This is a genomic window from Ruegeria sp. AB8 (assembly GCF_056542605.1).
Genome location: NZ_JBQGAB010000006.1, coordinates 138,092 through 153,526 on the forward strand (window position 1 = coordinate 138,092; position 15,435 = coordinate 153,526).

Consider the following 15,435-nt stretch of genomic DNA (forward strand, 5'->3'; position numbering starts at 1 on the left):
CCCTTGGACACTCTTTCCCTGATCCCTCAATTCGGCAGCCTGCTGTACACGATTGTTGCTTTTGTGGTTGCACTGTCCGTCATCGTCGCGGTGCACGAATACGGCCATTATATCGTTGGACGTTGGTCCGGCATTCATGCCGAGGTGTTTTCCATCGGATTCGGGCCTGTCCTGTGGAGCCGCATGGACAAGCGCGGGACAAAATGGCAGATCGCACTGTTGCCGTTCGGCGGTTACGTCAAGTTTCTGGGGGATGCCAACGCTGCTTCGGGCAAGGACGAAGCTGCGATGCACGAAATTACAGAACAAAGCCCTCAAGAATTACGCCGTACCATGCACGGTGCACCTTTGTGGGCCCGTGCGGCGACCGTCGCGGCGGGGCCCGCGTTCAACTTCGCAATGTCCATTCTGGTTTTCGGGCTGATCTTCTGGTCTCAGGGTGTTTCACGAGAGCCGTTGACCGTTGGCAAACTCCAACCATTGCCCGGTTCTGTTCAGGAGTTGCGGGAAGGCGATGAGATCATCGCAATTGCCGGTATTCCAACCCCGGATTTCGACGAGGAAATATCGTGGACCGAGTTTACCGAGTCTCTGCCGGTTGAACCGAGCCTGGAATACACCATCATCCGGGACGGCGAGACATTGAATGTGTCCGCGCCCTGGCTGTTTCCGCCGCTGATCCAGCAGGTTACACCGCGCAGTGCTGCAATGGACATTCAACTGGCATCGGGCGACGTGATTACGTCGGTGGATGGAGACCCCATTTTTGCCTTCGAGCAATTGAAGGAGCGGGTCGAAGGGTCTGACGGGCGCGTGCTGTTGCTTAACGTTTGGCGGGACGGTGCCGATCTGGAATTTGCGCTGGCCCCAAGACGCACGGATGAACCTCAACCGGACGGCGGGTTCGTAACGCATTGGCGTATCGGGATCGTAGGCGGGATGATGCTGGAACCAGCTACTGTTCCGGCGGGTCTATTGGATTCTCTGACAGGTGGGGCGCGTCAGACTTTGCGCGTAATCAACGGATCTTTGTCTGGCATCTGGCATATGATTACAGGGGCGATCAGCACTTGCAACATGTCCGGTCCTATCGGTATTGCCGAGACATCCGGAGCAATGGCCAGTCAGGGCGCGCAGAGTTTTGTGTTCTTCATCGCGGTTCTGTCGACGGCCGTAGGCCTTCTGAATCTGTTCCCGATCCCGGCATTGGATGGCGGTCATCTGGTGTTCTACGCTTACGAAGCGGTCGCCGGCAAACCGCCTAGTGACGCAGTCCTGCGGATTCTGATGGGAGTGGGGATCAGCCTGATACTTGGCCTGATGCTGTTTTCTGTCAGCAACGACCTGTTCTGCTGAATGTGACGCCCCGCGCACATTGATGCCGCAATCTTGCCCAAATCCATGGCTAGAATTTGTTTGGTGTATTGAAAGACAGGCTTAGAGACCGATGCCAAAGACTCTGCAAAAATCCTACCAGGGGTTCAGCGTTCTGTTCATATTGAACTGGGATGTTTTTTTGTGCTTTGGCGCGACGGCTCTGGCGCTTGCAGGTGGGGCATACCTGGCAGGTATGTGATTCTCGCCCAACTTGTTGATTGATTTAGACGGCCCGCTGGGCCGTTTTGTGTTTTTGCGCTTTTGACAAGACCCTTCAATCCCGTTACTCAGCATTAAAAGTCTGAAAATTCTGGGTAGTGAAAAAAATGACGGACAGGCGGGGCGTGGGCATATTCTGCGGTGTGAACAAGACTGCAAACAATATTTTGTGGCGCACACTAACGTTTCTTTTTCTTTTTAGTGCAATGAGTTTCATGGCTGCGCCGCAGGCGGCGCATGCCCAGAACTTCACGATCAATTCCTTCCAAGTGGAAGGTAACCGACGCATCGAAACCTCGACGATTATCTCGCGGACCGGAATCGAACCGGGGCAAACCGTGACGGCAGGACAGTTGAATGATGCCTATCAGCGATTGCTTGACAGTGGTGTTTTTGAAACAGTCGAACTGACACCGCGCGGGTCGATATTGGTGATCGAGGTTCAGGAATACCCGACGATCAACAAGATCAGCATTGAGGGCAATCGCCGTGTTAAGGACAATGTCTTGATGGATGCGATTTCATCGCAGCCGCGCAGGGTCTTTACGCCTCAGGTTGCCGAAGCGGACGCGGATCTGATTGCTGATATTTACTCGGCACAGGGTCGGGTTGCTGCAACTGTCATTCCGCGCATTATCCGGCGCAGCGACAACCGTGTCGATTTGGTGTTCGAAATTGCCGAAGGCACAACGATCGAAGTTGAGCGGGTCAGTTTCGTCGGCAACCGCGCATATTCCGACCGGCGCCTGCGCAGGGTGCTGGAGACCAAGCAAGCGAACATCCTGCGAACTTTCCTGCGCGGCGACACGTTTATCGCGGACCGTATCGAATTCGACAAACAGGTTATTCGCGACTTTTACCTATCGCGCGGCTATGTCGACTTTCGGGTCAACAGCGCAAATGTTGAATTCACCCGCGAACGGGATGCGTTCTTTCTGGTGATGAACATCACCGAAGGCCAGAAATTCTCGTTTGGAAAAATCACGACTGTCAGCGAAATTCCTGGCGTTGACGCTGCCGCGTACCAGCAAGCCCTGAAAATCAAGCCGGGCGTGACGTATTCGCCTTCTTTGGTCGAAAACTCGATTGCCCGGCAGGAACGGTTGGGTCTGAAGCAGGGCGTTGATTTCTTGCGGGTAGAGCCGCGTGTTACCCGTAACGAGAGAGATCTGACGCTCAACGTCGAATTTGTTCTGACCCGCGGTCCGCGTATTTTTGTCGAACGGATCGATATTGAAGGAAACACGACGACCTTGGACCGTGTGATCCGCCGTCAGTTCGATACCGTCGAGGGTGATCCGTTCAACCCCCGCGAAATCCGCCAGAGCGCCGAGCGTATTCGTGCCCTTGGTTTCTTCGCAACGGCGGATGTGGAACCTCGTGAAGGGTCATCGCCCAGTCAGGTCATCGTTGATGTGGACGTCGAAGAACAGCCAACCGGCTCACTCAGCCTTGGCGGTAGTTTCTCGGCCGCTGACGGATTTGGTATTGCGATCGGTCTGAACGAATCCAACTTCCTGGGACGCGGACAAAACTTGGGTCTTTCGCTTTCAACCGCGCAGGATTCAGAACAATACGTCATCAACTTTTCCGAACCCTATCTGTTGGGCCGGAAGCTGCGCTTCGACCTAGGCCTTGGTCTTTCGACAACCAATTCGAGCTTTGCAAGCTATGACACCGATACTGTGTTCTTCACCCCGCAAATCAGCTATGCGATTGGCGAACTTTCCTCGCTGAGCCTGCGTTATAGCTGGGACCGCAGTGAAATGACGCAGCAGGACAACCAGATCAACGGTGCCGTCATTGCCTCGGAAATTGCACAAGGTGAACGCAGCAGCAGTGCCTTGGGTATTTCCTATGTGTATGACAGCCGGCTCGCCGGTCTGAATCCAAACGCTGGTGTCCTATTTGAGGTCGGTGTGGACGCGGCCGGTCTTGGTGGCGACGACAAGTTCATCAAATCGACCGCGCGCGGCATTGCCCAGACACGTGTTCTGAGCGAAGAGGTCGTCCTGCGCGCTTCGCTGGAAATGGGCGCATTCCATTGGAGAGGCAACGATTTCAGCCGAACCGTGGATCGCTTTGTTCTTGGCCCGAGTACTTTCCGCGGCTTCGATCCGGCCGGTATCGGCCCGCGCGATCTGTCGAACGGTCAGGATGATGCGATTGGCGGCAACTATTACTGGGTGGCCCGCTTCGAATCTGATTTCCCGCTTGGCCTCCCCGAAGAACTGGGCCTGCGCGGTGGTGTTTTCTACGACGTCGGCAACCTCTACAACATCGACAACGTCAATACCGCAGGGGCGAATATCGTTGGCGCTGATGGCTCGATCCGCCATGTTCTGGGCGTGTCGGTTCTTTGGGACACGCCGTTTGGCCCATTGCGGTTTAACTTCTCCAAAGCACTCAAAAAGGAAGACTTTGACCAGGAGCGCAGCTTTGACCTGACCATTCAGGCTCAGTTCTGATCCTTTGATGGTCATGCGGTTTATTCCAGACATTCAGGGCCCGGTTCGGGCCCTTTTTGTCATTCTGCTTTTGCTTGGCGGAGCTGCGACGCAAAGTACAGCACAGCAACTGGGTGTGCCGCAATCTGGTGTTTTGACATTGTCCAGCGAACGCCTTTTCGCCGGGTCAGAATTCGGTCAGCGCATTCTGCGCGAAATCGACGCCGAAAGTGCCTTGCTGGCCGAAGAAAACGAACGAATCGTTGCCGAATTGAGCAAGGAAGAAAAGGAACTGACGGAACGGCGGTCGACGTTGACAGCCGAAGAGTTCCGGCCACTTGCCGAAGCGTTCGATGATAAGGTGCAATCCCACCGCGAAGGACAGCGGGCCAAACTTGATGCGCTCGCCCGTCGGAGCGAAAACTCCCGCAAGCTGTTTTTCGAGATGGTGCAACCGGTTCTGGTCGACCTCTTGCGAGAGACCGGGGCATCGGTAATCCTCGAACAGTCGAATGTTTTGTTCCGCGCGGAATCGTCCGATATCACCAACATGGCCATCCGTCGGATCAATGCGATGATCGGCGATGGTAGAAGATTGGATAACAAGGCAAGCGAATAGGCTTGCTTGCCCTTGTTCGCGGGTCTTGCTAACCACTCGAAAAAGAGAAATCCACGAAGGGACTCGTTTACCATGACGACGGAAACCAAGAGCGCCGACATTCAGTTGATCCAGCGGATTCTTCCGCATCGCTATCCGTTTCTGCTGGTCGACAAGGTGGTAGACATTTCCGGCTATCAGTCCGCAGTGGGCATCAAGAACGTCACCATGAACGAGCCGCATTTTCAGGGTCATTTCCCTGGAACGCCGATCATGCCGGGGGTGACGATTGTCGAGGCAATGGCCCAGACTGCCGGTGTCATGCTGGGTGTCGGAATGGATGTCATCGACAGCGAGCTGCTGATCTATTTCATGAACATCGACAAGTGCAAATTCCGCCGGAAAGTGGTTCCGGGAGATGTGCTCGAAATGCACGTTGAAACCGTGCGCGGCAAAAAGGGCGGCAAGATCTTCAAATTCAGCGGTCGGGCAACTGTAGACGGCGAGGTTGCGGCCGAGGCCGAGTTTTCCGCCTATGTCGACTGGGACATGGAAAAAACAACATGAGCCGCATCCATCCCAGCGCAATCATCGAAGACGGCGCGCAGATTGGGCAGGACTGTGCCATCGGTCCGTTCTGTTATGTCGGTCCGCAGGTCAAACTGGCAGATCGCGTGGAACTGAAATCGCATGTTGTCGTGACCGGCGACACGTCGGTTGGCGAGGACACCGTTATCTTCAATTTTTCGGTCATCGGTGAGATACCGCAGGATCTGAAGTTCGGTGGCGAAAACACCCGGCTGGAAATTGGTCAGCGGAACCGCATTCGCGAACATGTGACAATCAACACCGGAACAGATGGTGGTGGCGGTGTTACGCGAGTAGGCGACGATTGTCTTTTGATGGCGGGTGTTCATGTGGCGCATGATGTGCAGATCGGCAATCGGGTCATCATGGTCAACCACGCCGGGGCTGCAGGGCATTGCATTGTCGAAGATGACGTAATCGTCGGCGGCATATCCGGTTTGCACCAATGGGTCCGCGTTGGTCGCGGTGCCATTATCGGGGCGCTGACAATGGTCGCTAATGACGTGATCCCATATGGTCTTGTTCAGGCACCTCGTGGCGAACTCGACGGGTTGAACCTCGTTGGTTTGAAACGCCGGGGCGTTCCGCGCGAAGATATCGCCGCCTTGCGCGCGGCTTTCCGCGAGCTGTCGAGCGGCGAGGGGACGTTCATGGACCGGGCCCACCGGATAGGCGAAGGCAACGACAGTGAGTATGTGCGGCGCATCGTCGATTTCGTGACCGGACACAGCGACCGTTCATTCCTGACACCGGGGAAATAGGACCGTGCTGGCTCTGATCGCAGGAACCGGGCAATTGCCGACCGAGGTGTTGAGCCATTTGCCCGAACGCCCTGTGATCTGTGCGCTCGAGGGCTTTCTGCCTGATGACCTGACGCCAGACATCGTTTTCCCTTTAGAGCGGTTCGGCAGTTTCATTGCTGATATTCAAAACCGTGGAGTGACCGAGATTTGCATGGCCGGCGCGGTGCGTCGCCCGGTCATTGATCCTTCGCGGATCGATCCGGCGACGATGCCATTGGTTCCGGTTATTCAGAAGGCAATTGTCTCAGGCGACGACGGCGCGTTGCGCGCTGTGATCAGTATTCTGGAAGACAGCGGGCTTTCGGTTCGTGCGGCACAGGACCTCGCACCGGAACTGTTGCCCCCGTTGGGATGTTTGACCGAAACCCAGCCTTCTGATGCGGATCTGGCGGATGCGGACCGCGCTGTCGGGATCGTGCGGGCCATGGGAGCGGCCGACATTGGTCAGGCCTGCGTGGTTTCCAAGGGCCAGGCCATGGCGGTTGAGGGGATTTTCGGAACCGCCTGGATGCTGCAATCCCTGACCCAAAGGCCAGATGCTGGCGGCGGCATTCTGTTCAAAGCCCCAAAACCCTCTCAGGACCATCGTGTTGATCTGCCCGCAATCGGGCCTGATACAGTGTCAGATGCGGTTGCGGCAGGTCTGTCGGGCATCGTTATCGAAAAAGGCGGGGTCATCGTCCTTCAACGCGATCGGGTCGTCGAGGAATGCAACCGGCTGGGTCTTTTCCTTTTCGTTCGTGAGCGGTCCGTCTGATGCGCGTGTTTCTGGTCGCCGGTGAACCCTCGGGCGACCGGTTGGGCGGCGCGTTGATGGAAGGGTTGAAGACGCTTGTCCCGGATGTCGAATTCGACGGGGTAGGCGGCCCTTTGATGCAGGCGCAGGGATTGAACAGCCGATTCCCAATGTCAGAACTGTCTGTCATGGGCCTGGTTGAAGTGCTGCCGAAGTTCTTCCACCTCAAACGCCGCATTTCTGAAACCGCACAAGCGGTTCTGGATACACAACCCGATGTGCTGATTACCATCGACAGCCCGGATTTCTCGCTTCGTGTGGCCAAGCTGGTGAAGGCGGGCAGCAACATTCGCACCGTTCACTATGTTGCGCCAAGCGTTTGGGCTTGGCGTCCTGGTCGGGCCGACAAAATGGCCAAGGTCATCGACCACGTTCTGGCCCTGCTGCCGTTCGAGCCGCAATACATGACAAAGGCTGGCATGGAATGCGATTTCGTCGGCCATCCAGTCGTCAACGAACCCATTGCGACGGATACGGACATATCGGACTTCCGAAGCGCCTACGATCTGGGAGAAGCACCGATCCTGCTGGCGCTTCCCGGATCGCGCCGCGGGGAAGTCGAACGCCTTGCACCGGTGTTTGGCGAAGCCCTGAGCTTGTTTCTGCGCGATCATCCGGACATGCGCGTCGTGGTCCCGGCAGTTGCGCACATCGTCGATACGGTGCGCGATCAGATCCGATCATGGCCGGGCGAACCCGTAGTGGTCGACCCACGGGAGCTAGAGGCAGATCAGGCGGCGTCTCGCAAACGTGCTGCATTTGCAGCGGCAGATGTCGCACTGGCCGCGTCTGGCACGGTGTCGCTGGAACTCGCTGCGCAATCCACCCCAATGGTCATCGCCTACAAACTGACCTGGCTGACCCAGAAGATGGCCGAACGCATGGTCAAGCTGGATACGGTGACTTTGGTCAATCTGGTGTCAGACACCCGCACTGTGCCCGAGTGCCTTTTGGACGATTGCCGCCCCGACAAGATTGCCGCAGCCTTGTCAAAGGTCATGGAAGTACCAAAGACCCAGCAGGAGGCCATGGCCCTCACGATGGACCGTCTTGGGCGGGGTGGAGAGGCCCCGGGGTTACGTGCGGCCCGCGCCGTGCTGGCACGGATGCGAAACGGGCATGATTGATCACGCTCTGTTTGCCCTGTCTGCCGGAATTGCGCAGGTCTCGACAAATCTGGACAACCTTGCGGTGCTGTTCGGTCTGATCGTTGTCATGGGCCGACGTCGTCCGGTCGTGGGGTTCGCCGTCGCGCAAACCGTCGTTCTTCTACTGGCAATCGCCGTCGCCATCGGGCTGAGCCACAGCACATATCCAACGACTATTGGATACCTTGGCGTTGTACCACTTGCATTGGGTGTCCGGGGCATCTGGTTGCAGATTTCCGGGCGAGGAAAAACCGACACCCAGCCGCAAGGGGCCGTGATCTCGGTCGTTCTGTTGTTTCTCAGCCTGTCCATAGACACGTTTGCAGTCATGACACCGCTTCTTGCGGAATCATCGACCTCATACAGATGGGCAGGGCTGTTTGGTGCTGCCACCGCCGCGTGTCTGCTGACAGGAGTTGCCGCCTGGGGAGCACCTAAGGCCAAACTGTTTGCACCCAGAATGGCCCGGCTGGACCGGATCGCACCCTATGTTATGGTCGCGGTCGGTCTGTATATTCTTCTCAACACCGGGACGGATGCCCTTTAGGCCCCAGAAAGACTGAGGCCAGAAGCCACGTTAATATCCCCGCCAGATCCATCCACCGCCGAAAATGCGGCTGCCATCTGTTTCATAGAACACACAAGCCTGACCGGGCGAGATGCCTTCCTCCGGGGTCAGTAACTCCACCTCGGCGGTCGTGTCCGACAGAGGCCTGACAATCGCTTCGCGCGGGGGGCGGGTCGAACGAACCTTGACCGAAACATGCCATTCTTTTTGTGACGTGAACGGCTTGTCCCCCAGCCAGTTGATCTCGCGCACGGGAACGGTACGTGTGGCCAGCATTTCCTTGGGACCAACAACAACCTGTTTCTTGTCCACGTCCAGTTTGACGACATAAAGCGGTTCGCTCAGCCCACCGATGCCCAGCCCACGCCGCTGACCAATGGTGTAGTGAATAACGCCGTTGTGCTGTGCCAGAACGCGACCGTCCGCATGAACAATTTCACCCGGCTCGGCTGCTCCGGGGCGCAGCTTCTCGATCACGCTGGCATAGTTTCCATCTGGAACAAAACAGATGTCCTGACTGTCCGGTTTATCTGCAACGGACAGGCCATACTGCGCGGCCATCTCGCGGGTTGCGTCCTTGGAAGGCAGGTGCCCCAAAGGGAAACGCAGGTAATCCAGTTGCTCCGGCGTGGTCGAGAACAGGAAATAAGACTGATCGCGGTTTGCATCTTCCGCGCTGTGCAGCTCGGGCCCATTGGGACCAACCTTGCGCTGGATGTAGTGGCCGGTTGCCATGCAGTCGGCCTCGAGATCCTTAGCGGTTTCCAGCAGATCCTTGAATTTCACACGCTCATTGCAACGAATACAGGGAACGGGCGTTGCGCCCGCCAGATAACTGTCAGCAAACTCGTCTATCACCGCGTCTTTGAAGATGTTTTCGTAGTCCAGCACGTAATGCGGGAATCCCCGCTCTTCGGCCACGCGACGCGCGTCGTGAATGTCGATGCCGGCACAACAGGCACCCTTCTTGGCCAGGGCCGCGCCGTGATCGTAAAGCTGCAGCGTTACACCCACGACGTCATACCCCTGATCAGCCAGATAGGCGGCCACAACAGAGCTGTCGACACCACCGGACATGGCCACGACCACCCGGGTTTCCGAGGGCGGTTTGGCAAATCCAAGCGAGTTCAGCGGTGTCTCGGTATCGAGGGCCATGGCATTTCCAGTGCGGATTAAGAAAGACCGGCAGAATATAGGAAAATTCTAGACACTCTCAAGGGGCGGTTTCATGTGGCTTTAAGTATGCTGGGCGCAGCTTTGTCGCAGCAGAAAGTGAGGCGAACGATGTATTTGCACAAAGTTGAGGGGCCAAGATCGGTAACCCTGCCGGATGGAACGGTTTTATCGCGGGCTGATCTGCCTCCGGCGGAAACGCGCCGCTGGGTCGCCTCGCGCAAGGCAACTGTTGTTCGGGGCGTCGTGTATGGGCTGATTTCCCTATCGGACGCAAAGAAACGATATGGAATCAGTGACGAGGAATTCAATGGGTGGGTCGCCGCCGTCGCAGACTACGGGGTGGACGCATTAAAAGTGACAGCGTTAAAAAAATATAGACAACCCAAGGTAGAGAATGAATAAATGATTCAACGGTAAAACCGGGTTAACTATTTTTGATCAAGGTTGAATTGAAATTGCAATATTGACCTGAATTGGAGCAGTGAATGCGTATACTTCTTGTCGAGGATGATCCGACAACGTCCAAAAGCATCGAACTGATGCTGACACATGCCAACCTGAACGTTTACGCAACGGATCTCGGCGAAGAAGGCATCGATCTGGCAAAGCTTTATGACTACGACCTGATATTGCTGGACCTCAACCTGCCAGACATGACCGGACATGAAGTGTTGCGGCAATTGCGGATTGCTCGGGTCGAAACTCCGATCCTGATACTGTCGGGCGCGGACGATACCGAAAGTAAAATCAAAGGGTTCGGTTTTGGTGCCGATGACTATCTGACCAAACCTTTCCATCGTGAAGAATTGGTCGCCCGCATTCACGCGATCATCCGGCGCTCAAAGGGGCATTCGCAGTCCGTCATTCACACCGGACGCGTCGCAGTCAACCTCGACGCAAAAACTGTTGAAGTCGAAGGTAAAGCGGTTCATCTGACAGGCAAGGAGTATCAGATGCTCGAACTGCTGAGCCTTCGAAAGGGAACAACCCTGACAAAGGAGATGTTTCTAAATCATTTATACGGCGGAATGGACGAACCGGAACTGAAGATAATTGATGTCTTCATTTGCAAGCTACGCAAGAAACTGAGCAATGCAACCGGAGGTGAAAATTACATCGAAACGGTTTGGGGGCGGGGCTATGTTTTACGCGATCCGCAAAACAACAGCCTCGATGAAACCCGAATGGCAGTCGGCGCCTGAGCGAAATCTGAAAATGCCGCTGCCGGTTCAGGGCGGCACCCTCACTCACGAACAGCACGACTGGACCTGGCCATGACCTCGCCCTATCACTGGGGTCCAAGATCACGTGACAGGGCGAGGCCATGAGCAACTCCATTTCGGTAACCGACCTGACAGAACAGGAAGCGCAGGAAGAACTGGCGCGCCTTTCTGACCTTCTGCTGCGCGCCAATACCCAATATCACACAGAAGACGCGCCCGAGATTTCGGATGCGGAGTACGACCGGCTCAAGCGCAGAAATGCAGAAATCGAAGCGCGGTTTCCGAATCTGAAACGTCCCGACAGCCCAAGCGAGCAGGTAGGCGCGCGCGTCGCTGAAGGGTTTTCCAAAGTTGCACATTCTGTGCGGATGATGTCCCTGGGCAATGCCTTTGACGACGAAGACGTCAGGGATTTTGATCGTTCGATCCGGAAATACCTGGGGTTGCGGGATGATGCGCCGCTTGCCTTCACTGCAGAACCGAAGATCGACGGTCTGTCCTTGTCCTTGCGGTATGAGGGTGGAAAACTGGTTCAGGCCGCAACGCGTGGCGACGGTGAGGTGGGCGAGAACGTAACCGAAAACGCGCGCATGATTTCGGACATTCCTCAAACCATTGAAAACGCACCCGAAGTTCTCGAGGTTCGGGGTGAGGTCTACATGTCACATGTCGATTTCGACGACCTGAATGCGCGTCAGTCACAGGCTGGCGACAAAGCATTTGCCAACCCCCGCAACGCCGCGGCCGGGTCTTTGCGTCAGTTGGATGCCTCCATCACCCGGACGCGACCGTTGAGGTTCTTTGCCTATGCCTGGGGCGAATTGTCAGAACCTTTGGCCGACACGCAAATGGCCGCAATTGAACGGCTTGCGGGTTTCGGGTTTGCCACAAATGCGTTGACACGGCTGTGTGAAACAACCGGTCAGATGCTGGACCATTATCGGGACATCGAGGCGCAACGCGCAACGCTTGGCTATGACATCGACGGCGTTGTTTACAAAGTAAACGAGCTGGCGCTTCAGGCTAGGCTTGGGTTCCGGTCGACCACGCCACGCTGGGCGGTGGCCCACAAGTTTCCCGCAGAACTGGCCTGGACCCGGCTTGAGGCCATCGATATTCAGGTCGGCCGAACCGGCGCGCTTAGCCCCGTGGCCCGGCTGCACCCAGTGACGGTTGGCGGAGTCGTCGTCTCCAACGCGACGCTGCACAACGAAGACTATATAGCCGGGCGCGATGCAAAAGGCGGAACAATCCGAGATGGCAAAGATATTCGGGTTGGCGACTGGGTTCAGGTCTATCGGGCAGGCGATGTGATCCCAAAAGTGGCGGACGTGGATCTGTCAAAGCGTCCCGTCGACTCTGTTGTTTTCGAATTTCCAACACGGTGCCCTGAATGCGGAAGCGAAGCGATCCGGGAGGACGGGGATGCGGTTCGCCGCTGTACGGGAGGTATGATTTGCCCGGCACAGGCCGTTGAAAAGCTGAAGCATTTTGTATCTCGCAAGGCTTTCGATATCGAAGGTCTGGGCGCCAAACAGATCGAAATGTTTCATGACGACCCGACGCTACCGATCAACACGCCTGCGGATATCTTCACTCTGAAAGAGCGTGACGCCAAAAACCTGGCGCGGTTGAAAAACAGGGATGGGTGGGGCGAGACCTCGGCCGGAAATCTGTTTGAAGCGATTGAGGAGAAGCGCACGATCCCGTTGGCGCGACTACTGTTTGCGCTGGGGATACGCCACGTTGGTGAAGTGGGCGCACGGGATCTTGCGTTGTTCTATCGGGATTGGGAAGCGATGGCGCAGGCCATTGATGCAGCCCGGGCGGCTGCTCTGGCCCAACGCGCCGCGGATGAAGCAGAGGAGGCTGAGCGCCAAGCCGCGACAGCCGGCAACCGAAGAGCACGGATCAAGGAGGCGCGCGATGCCGCGATAATTGGGTCGGATGTCCCGAAGACCGCCGCGCAGGCCTGGTCCGATCTGATCGGCATTGACGGCATCGGTGCGACTTTGGGGCTGTCCCTGTCCGATGCTTTCGCAAACTCGGAAGAGCGTCAGGCGTTTGACGATTTGCGCAGACACCTGACGATCATACCACCGGAGGCCCCGGCATCCGACAGTCCGGTTGCCGGAAAAACGGTTGTATTCACCGGAACGCTTGAAAAGATGACGCGTGCGGAAGCTAAAGCTCGGGCAGAAGCGTTGGGTGCCAAGGTTTCAGGTTCGGTCAGTCAGAAAACCGACCTTCTTGTGGCAGGTCCCGGCGCGGGGTCAAAGGCCAAGAAAGCGGCGGATCTTGGGATTACAACGTTGGATGAAGACGGCTGGCTGCAGCTGATCGGGGATGCATGAGCGGCCGCCCTGAACCCCTGTTTCCACTTTTCGCCCGGCTTGAAACACTTGAAGGTGTCGGTCCGAAAACAGCTCAGTTGTTGGGGCAGATCGGAATCGAGTCACCTCGTGACGTTTTGTTTGCTCTGCCATATGCCGTCATCGACCGGCGGCGGCGTGACACTATTCAGGGCGCAAACCTGCCAACGACACTGACGGTCGAGGTCACGGTCGGCACGCATCGCCCCCCAAGAACGAAAGGCGGCGCGTATCGTATTCAAGTCGAGGACAGTCAGGCCGATTTCCAGCTGGTGTTTTTTCACGCGCGTGGCGACTACCTTACGAAAATTCTGCCGCCCGGGGCACGCAGGTTGGTGTCAGGTAAACTGGAGCTGTTCGACGGAATGGCGCAGATGGTACACCCCGATCACGTGGTTTCGCCGGAACAGGCCGGAGAGCTGCCGGAGTTTGAACCTGTCTATCATCTGACCCAAGGCGTGACACAGAAGACCGCATACAAGGCGGCGCAAAGCGCCTTGGCCCGCGCTCCGGATTTGGACGAATGGATCGATCCGGCTCAGGTGGCGCGTCAGAACTGGCAGGGCTGGAAAACGGCCATCCAGTCGGCACATCTTCCGCAAGGGGCAGATGACGTAGCAATGTTTGCACCCGCGCGTGAGCGTCTGGCTTATGACGAATTGCTGGCCCATCAGTTGACGCTGGCCCTGGCCCGAAGCCGGGAAAGGAAGTCGCGCGGAATTGTCAGCAGGGCAACCGGCGTGTTGCAATCGAAGGTGCTGAGCAGCCTGCCATATCGCCCCACAGGTGCACAATTGCAGGCCATCGAGGAGATTTCCGCCGACATGGCGTCAGCCGCACGAATGAACCGTTTGCTACAGGGGGATGTTGGCGCCGGCAAAACGCTAGTCGCTTTCATGGCGTTGCTGATCGCGGTCGAAGCGGGCGGGCAGGGCGTCATGATGGCGCCGACCGAGATTCTGGCGCGGCAGCATCTGGAGGGATTGCGCCCACTCGCGGACGAGGCTGGTGTCGTGCTGGAAATCCTGACCGGACGGGACAAAGGCGCTGAACGCAAAGCCAAGCTGGCCGCGCTGAGAAAGGGTGATATTCAGATACTTGTCGGCACACATGCCGTTTTTCAGGGCGATGTGGAATTCAAAGCCCTGCATTTGGCCATTGTGGATGAGCAGCACAGGTTTGGTGTGCGCCAGCGAATGGAATTGTCGGACAAGGGGAAGGGCGCCGATGTCCTTGTCATGACCGCCACGCCGATTCCGCGCAGTCTGGCGCTCGCGCAATACGGAGACATGGATGTCTCGGTGCTGGATGAAAAGCCGCCCGGACGCAAGCCTGTCAAAACAGCCGTTGTCAGCACGCAACGCATGGATGAGGTTGTGGCCCACCTGAGGCACGCCATCGAAGAAGACAGGCAGTGCTATTGGGTTTGCCCCCTGGTGGACGAATCCGAGGTTTCAGACCTGACTGCTGCCGAGGAACGGTTCAAGCGGCTGCGCGCGATACTGGGGGATGATGTGGTCGGCCTAGTGCATGGACAAATGCCCCCGGCCGAAAAAGACGCCGCGATGGAAGCCTTTCAATCTGGCAACACCAAAGTTCTGGTAGCAACGACGGTGATCGAGGTGGGCGTAAACGTTCCAAATGCCACGATCATGGTAATCGAACGCGCCGAGATATTCGGGCTGGCGCAATTGCATCAATTGCGTGGGCGGGTCGGCAGGGGCCAGGACGCATCCACCTGTCTGTTGATGTATCAACCACCGCTGAGCGACGGCGGGCGCAAACGTCTTGAAGTCTTGCGCGAGACTGAGGACGGGTTTCGCATATCTGAGACCGACCTGCAGATGCGAGGAGCCGGGGATCTGATTGGAACCGCGCAATCCGGTTTGCCGAAGTTCCGTATTGCCGATCTGGAACGTCAGGCCGGATTGATGGCGGTTGCCCAGTCAGACGCCAGGGCATTGCTGTCTGCGGATCCGGATTTGACGTCAGACCGGGGCAAGGCCGCGCGAGTTCTGCTATGGCTGATGAAACAGGATCAGGCCATCCGTTTGATTTCAGTAGGTTAGGTGAGAAGTTCCACTTAGTTCACAAATGTTCTCTAAAAGTTCTTTACCGAC

At 56.9% G+C, this 15,435-nt stretch carries 13 protein-coding genes; 12 read left to right on the top strand and 1 reads right to left on the bottom strand.

All coding sequences use genetic code 11. The annotated features are described in order from the left end of the window. Positions 1–3: 3 nt before the first annotated feature. From rseP to ACR0CG_RS08260, 8 genes are all read left to right on the top strand, one after another. A complete protein-coding gene (gene rseP / locus ACR0CG_RS08225; protein WP_480524012.1) occupies positions 4–1,356 on the top strand; it encodes an RIP metalloprotease RseP in 1,353 nt (450 codons plus the stop codon). Between the two features lie 347 nt (positions 1,357–1,703). Beyond that, positions 1,704–4,064: an outer membrane protein assembly factor BamA gene (gene bamA, locus ACR0CG_RS08230; protein ID WP_480524014.1), complete on the top strand. Its 2,361-nt coding sequence runs from the start codon at positions 1,704–1,706 to the stop codon at positions 4,062–4,064. 13 nt (positions 4,065–4,077) lie between these two features. Continuing rightward, entirely contained in the window at positions 4,078–4,662 is a 585-nt protein-coding gene (locus ACR0CG_RS08235; RefSeq protein WP_480524016.1) for an OmpH/Skp family outer membrane protein, read from the top strand. 72 nt (positions 4,663–4,734) lie between these two features. After that, on the top strand, positions 4,735–5,208 hold the full coding sequence (gene fabZ / locus ACR0CG_RS08240; protein WP_170677032.1) for a 3-hydroxyacyl-ACP dehydratase FabZ: 474 nt from the start codon (positions 4,735–4,737) through the stop codon (positions 5,206–5,208). Further along, positions 5,205–5,990: an acyl-ACP--UDP-N-acetylglucosamine O-acyltransferase gene (gene lpxA, locus ACR0CG_RS08245; RefSeq protein WP_321253038.1), complete on the top strand. Its 786-nt coding sequence runs from the start codon at positions 5,205–5,207 to the stop codon at positions 5,988–5,990. Before fabZ ends, lpxA begins: the two co-directional genes overlap by 4 nt. A 4-nt stretch (positions 5,991–5,994) precedes the next feature. Then, positions 5,995–6,789, top strand: coding sequence for an LpxI family protein (locus tag ACR0CG_RS08250; protein ID WP_480524018.1), 795 nt, complete (start codon positions 5,995–5,997; stop codon positions 6,787–6,789). Beyond that, complete coding sequence (gene lpxB / locus ACR0CG_RS08255) at positions 6,789–7,955, top strand: lipid-A-disaccharide synthase (RefSeq protein ID WP_480524020.1); 1,167 nt, start codon at positions 6,789–6,791, stop codon at positions 7,953–7,955. Before ACR0CG_RS08250 ends, lpxB begins: the two co-directional genes overlap by 1 nt. Continuing rightward, complete coding sequence (locus ACR0CG_RS08260; RefSeq protein WP_480524022.1) at positions 7,948–8,523, top strand: hypothetical protein; 576 nt, start codon at positions 7,948–7,950, stop codon at positions 8,521–8,523. The genes lpxB and ACR0CG_RS08260 overlap by 8 nt, the downstream gene beginning before the upstream one ends. 30 nt (positions 8,524–8,553) lie before the next feature. Here ACR0CG_RS08260 and mnmA read toward each other — a convergent pair whose 3' ends face one another. Further along, positions 8,554–9,699: a tRNA 2-thiouridine(34) synthase MnmA gene (gene mnmA, locus ACR0CG_RS08265; RefSeq protein ID WP_480524024.1), complete on the bottom strand. Its 1,146-nt coding sequence runs from the start codon at positions 9,697–9,699 to the stop codon at positions 8,554–8,556. A 129-nt stretch (positions 9,700–9,828) separates the two neighbouring features. Between mnmA and sciP the strand changes: the two genes are divergently transcribed. The 4 genes from sciP to recG all read left to right on the top strand — a co-directional run bounded on the left by sciP (position 9,829) and on the right by recG (position 15,384). Continuing rightward, positions 9,829–10,122, top strand: coding sequence for a CtrA inhibitor SciP (gene sciP, locus ACR0CG_RS08270; RefSeq protein ID WP_480524026.1), 294 nt, complete (start codon positions 9,829–9,831; stop codon positions 10,120–10,122). A gap of 83 nt (positions 10,123–10,205) precedes the next feature. Further along, entirely contained in the window at positions 10,206–10,922 is a 717-nt protein-coding gene (gene ctrA / locus ACR0CG_RS08275; protein ID WP_480524028.1) for a response regulator transcription factor CtrA, read from the top strand. 122 nt (positions 10,923–11,044) lie between these two features. Further along, a complete protein-coding gene (gene ligA / locus ACR0CG_RS08280; protein WP_480524030.1) occupies positions 11,045–13,297 on the top strand; it encodes an NAD-dependent DNA ligase LigA in 2,253 nt (750 codons plus the stop codon). Beyond that, positions 13,294–15,384, top strand: coding sequence for an ATP-dependent DNA helicase RecG (gene recG, locus ACR0CG_RS08285; RefSeq protein WP_480524032.1), 2,091 nt, complete (start codon positions 13,294–13,296; stop codon positions 15,382–15,384). The genes ligA and recG overlap by 4 nt, the downstream gene beginning before the upstream one ends. Positions 15,385–15,435: the final 51 nt, after the last annotated feature.

Coding starts and splice junctions, on each gene's coding strand:
- bamA (WP_480524014.1), top strand. CDS start 1,704: ATGACGGACAGGCGGGGCGTGGGCATATTCTGCGGTGTGAACAAGACT.
- fabZ (WP_170677032.1), top strand. CDS start 4,735: ATGACGACGGAAACCAAGAGCGCCGACATTCAGTTGATCCAGCGGATT.
- ctrA (WP_480524028.1), top strand. CDS start 10,206: ATGCGTATACTTCTTGTCGAGGATGATCCGACAACGTCCAAAAGCATC.
- ACR0CG_RS08260 (WP_480524022.1), top strand. CDS start 7,948: ATGATTGATCACGCTCTGTTTGCCCTGTCTGCCGGAATTGCGCAGGTC.
- ligA (WP_480524030.1), top strand. CDS start 11,045: ATGAGCAACTCCATTTCGGTAACCGACCTGACAGAACAGGAAGCGCAG.
- ACR0CG_RS08235 (WP_480524016.1), top strand. CDS start 4,078: ATGCGGTTTATTCCAGACATTCAGGGCCCGGTTCGGGCCCTTTTTGTC.
- mnmA (WP_480524024.1), bottom strand. CDS start 9,699: ATGGCCCTCGATACCGAGACACCGCTGAACTCGCTTGGATTTGCCAAA.
- recG (WP_480524032.1), top strand. CDS start 13,294: ATGAGCGGCCGCCCTGAACCCCTGTTTCCACTTTTCGCCCGGCTTGAA.
- sciP (WP_480524026.1), top strand. CDS start 9,829: ATGTATTTGCACAAAGTTGAGGGGCCAAGATCGGTAACCCTGCCGGAT.
- lpxB (WP_480524020.1), top strand. CDS start 6,789: ATGCGCGTGTTTCTGGTCGCCGGTGAACCCTCGGGCGACCGGTTGGGC.
- lpxA (WP_321253038.1), top strand. CDS start 5,205: ATGAGCCGCATCCATCCCAGCGCAATCATCGAAGACGGCGCGCAGATT.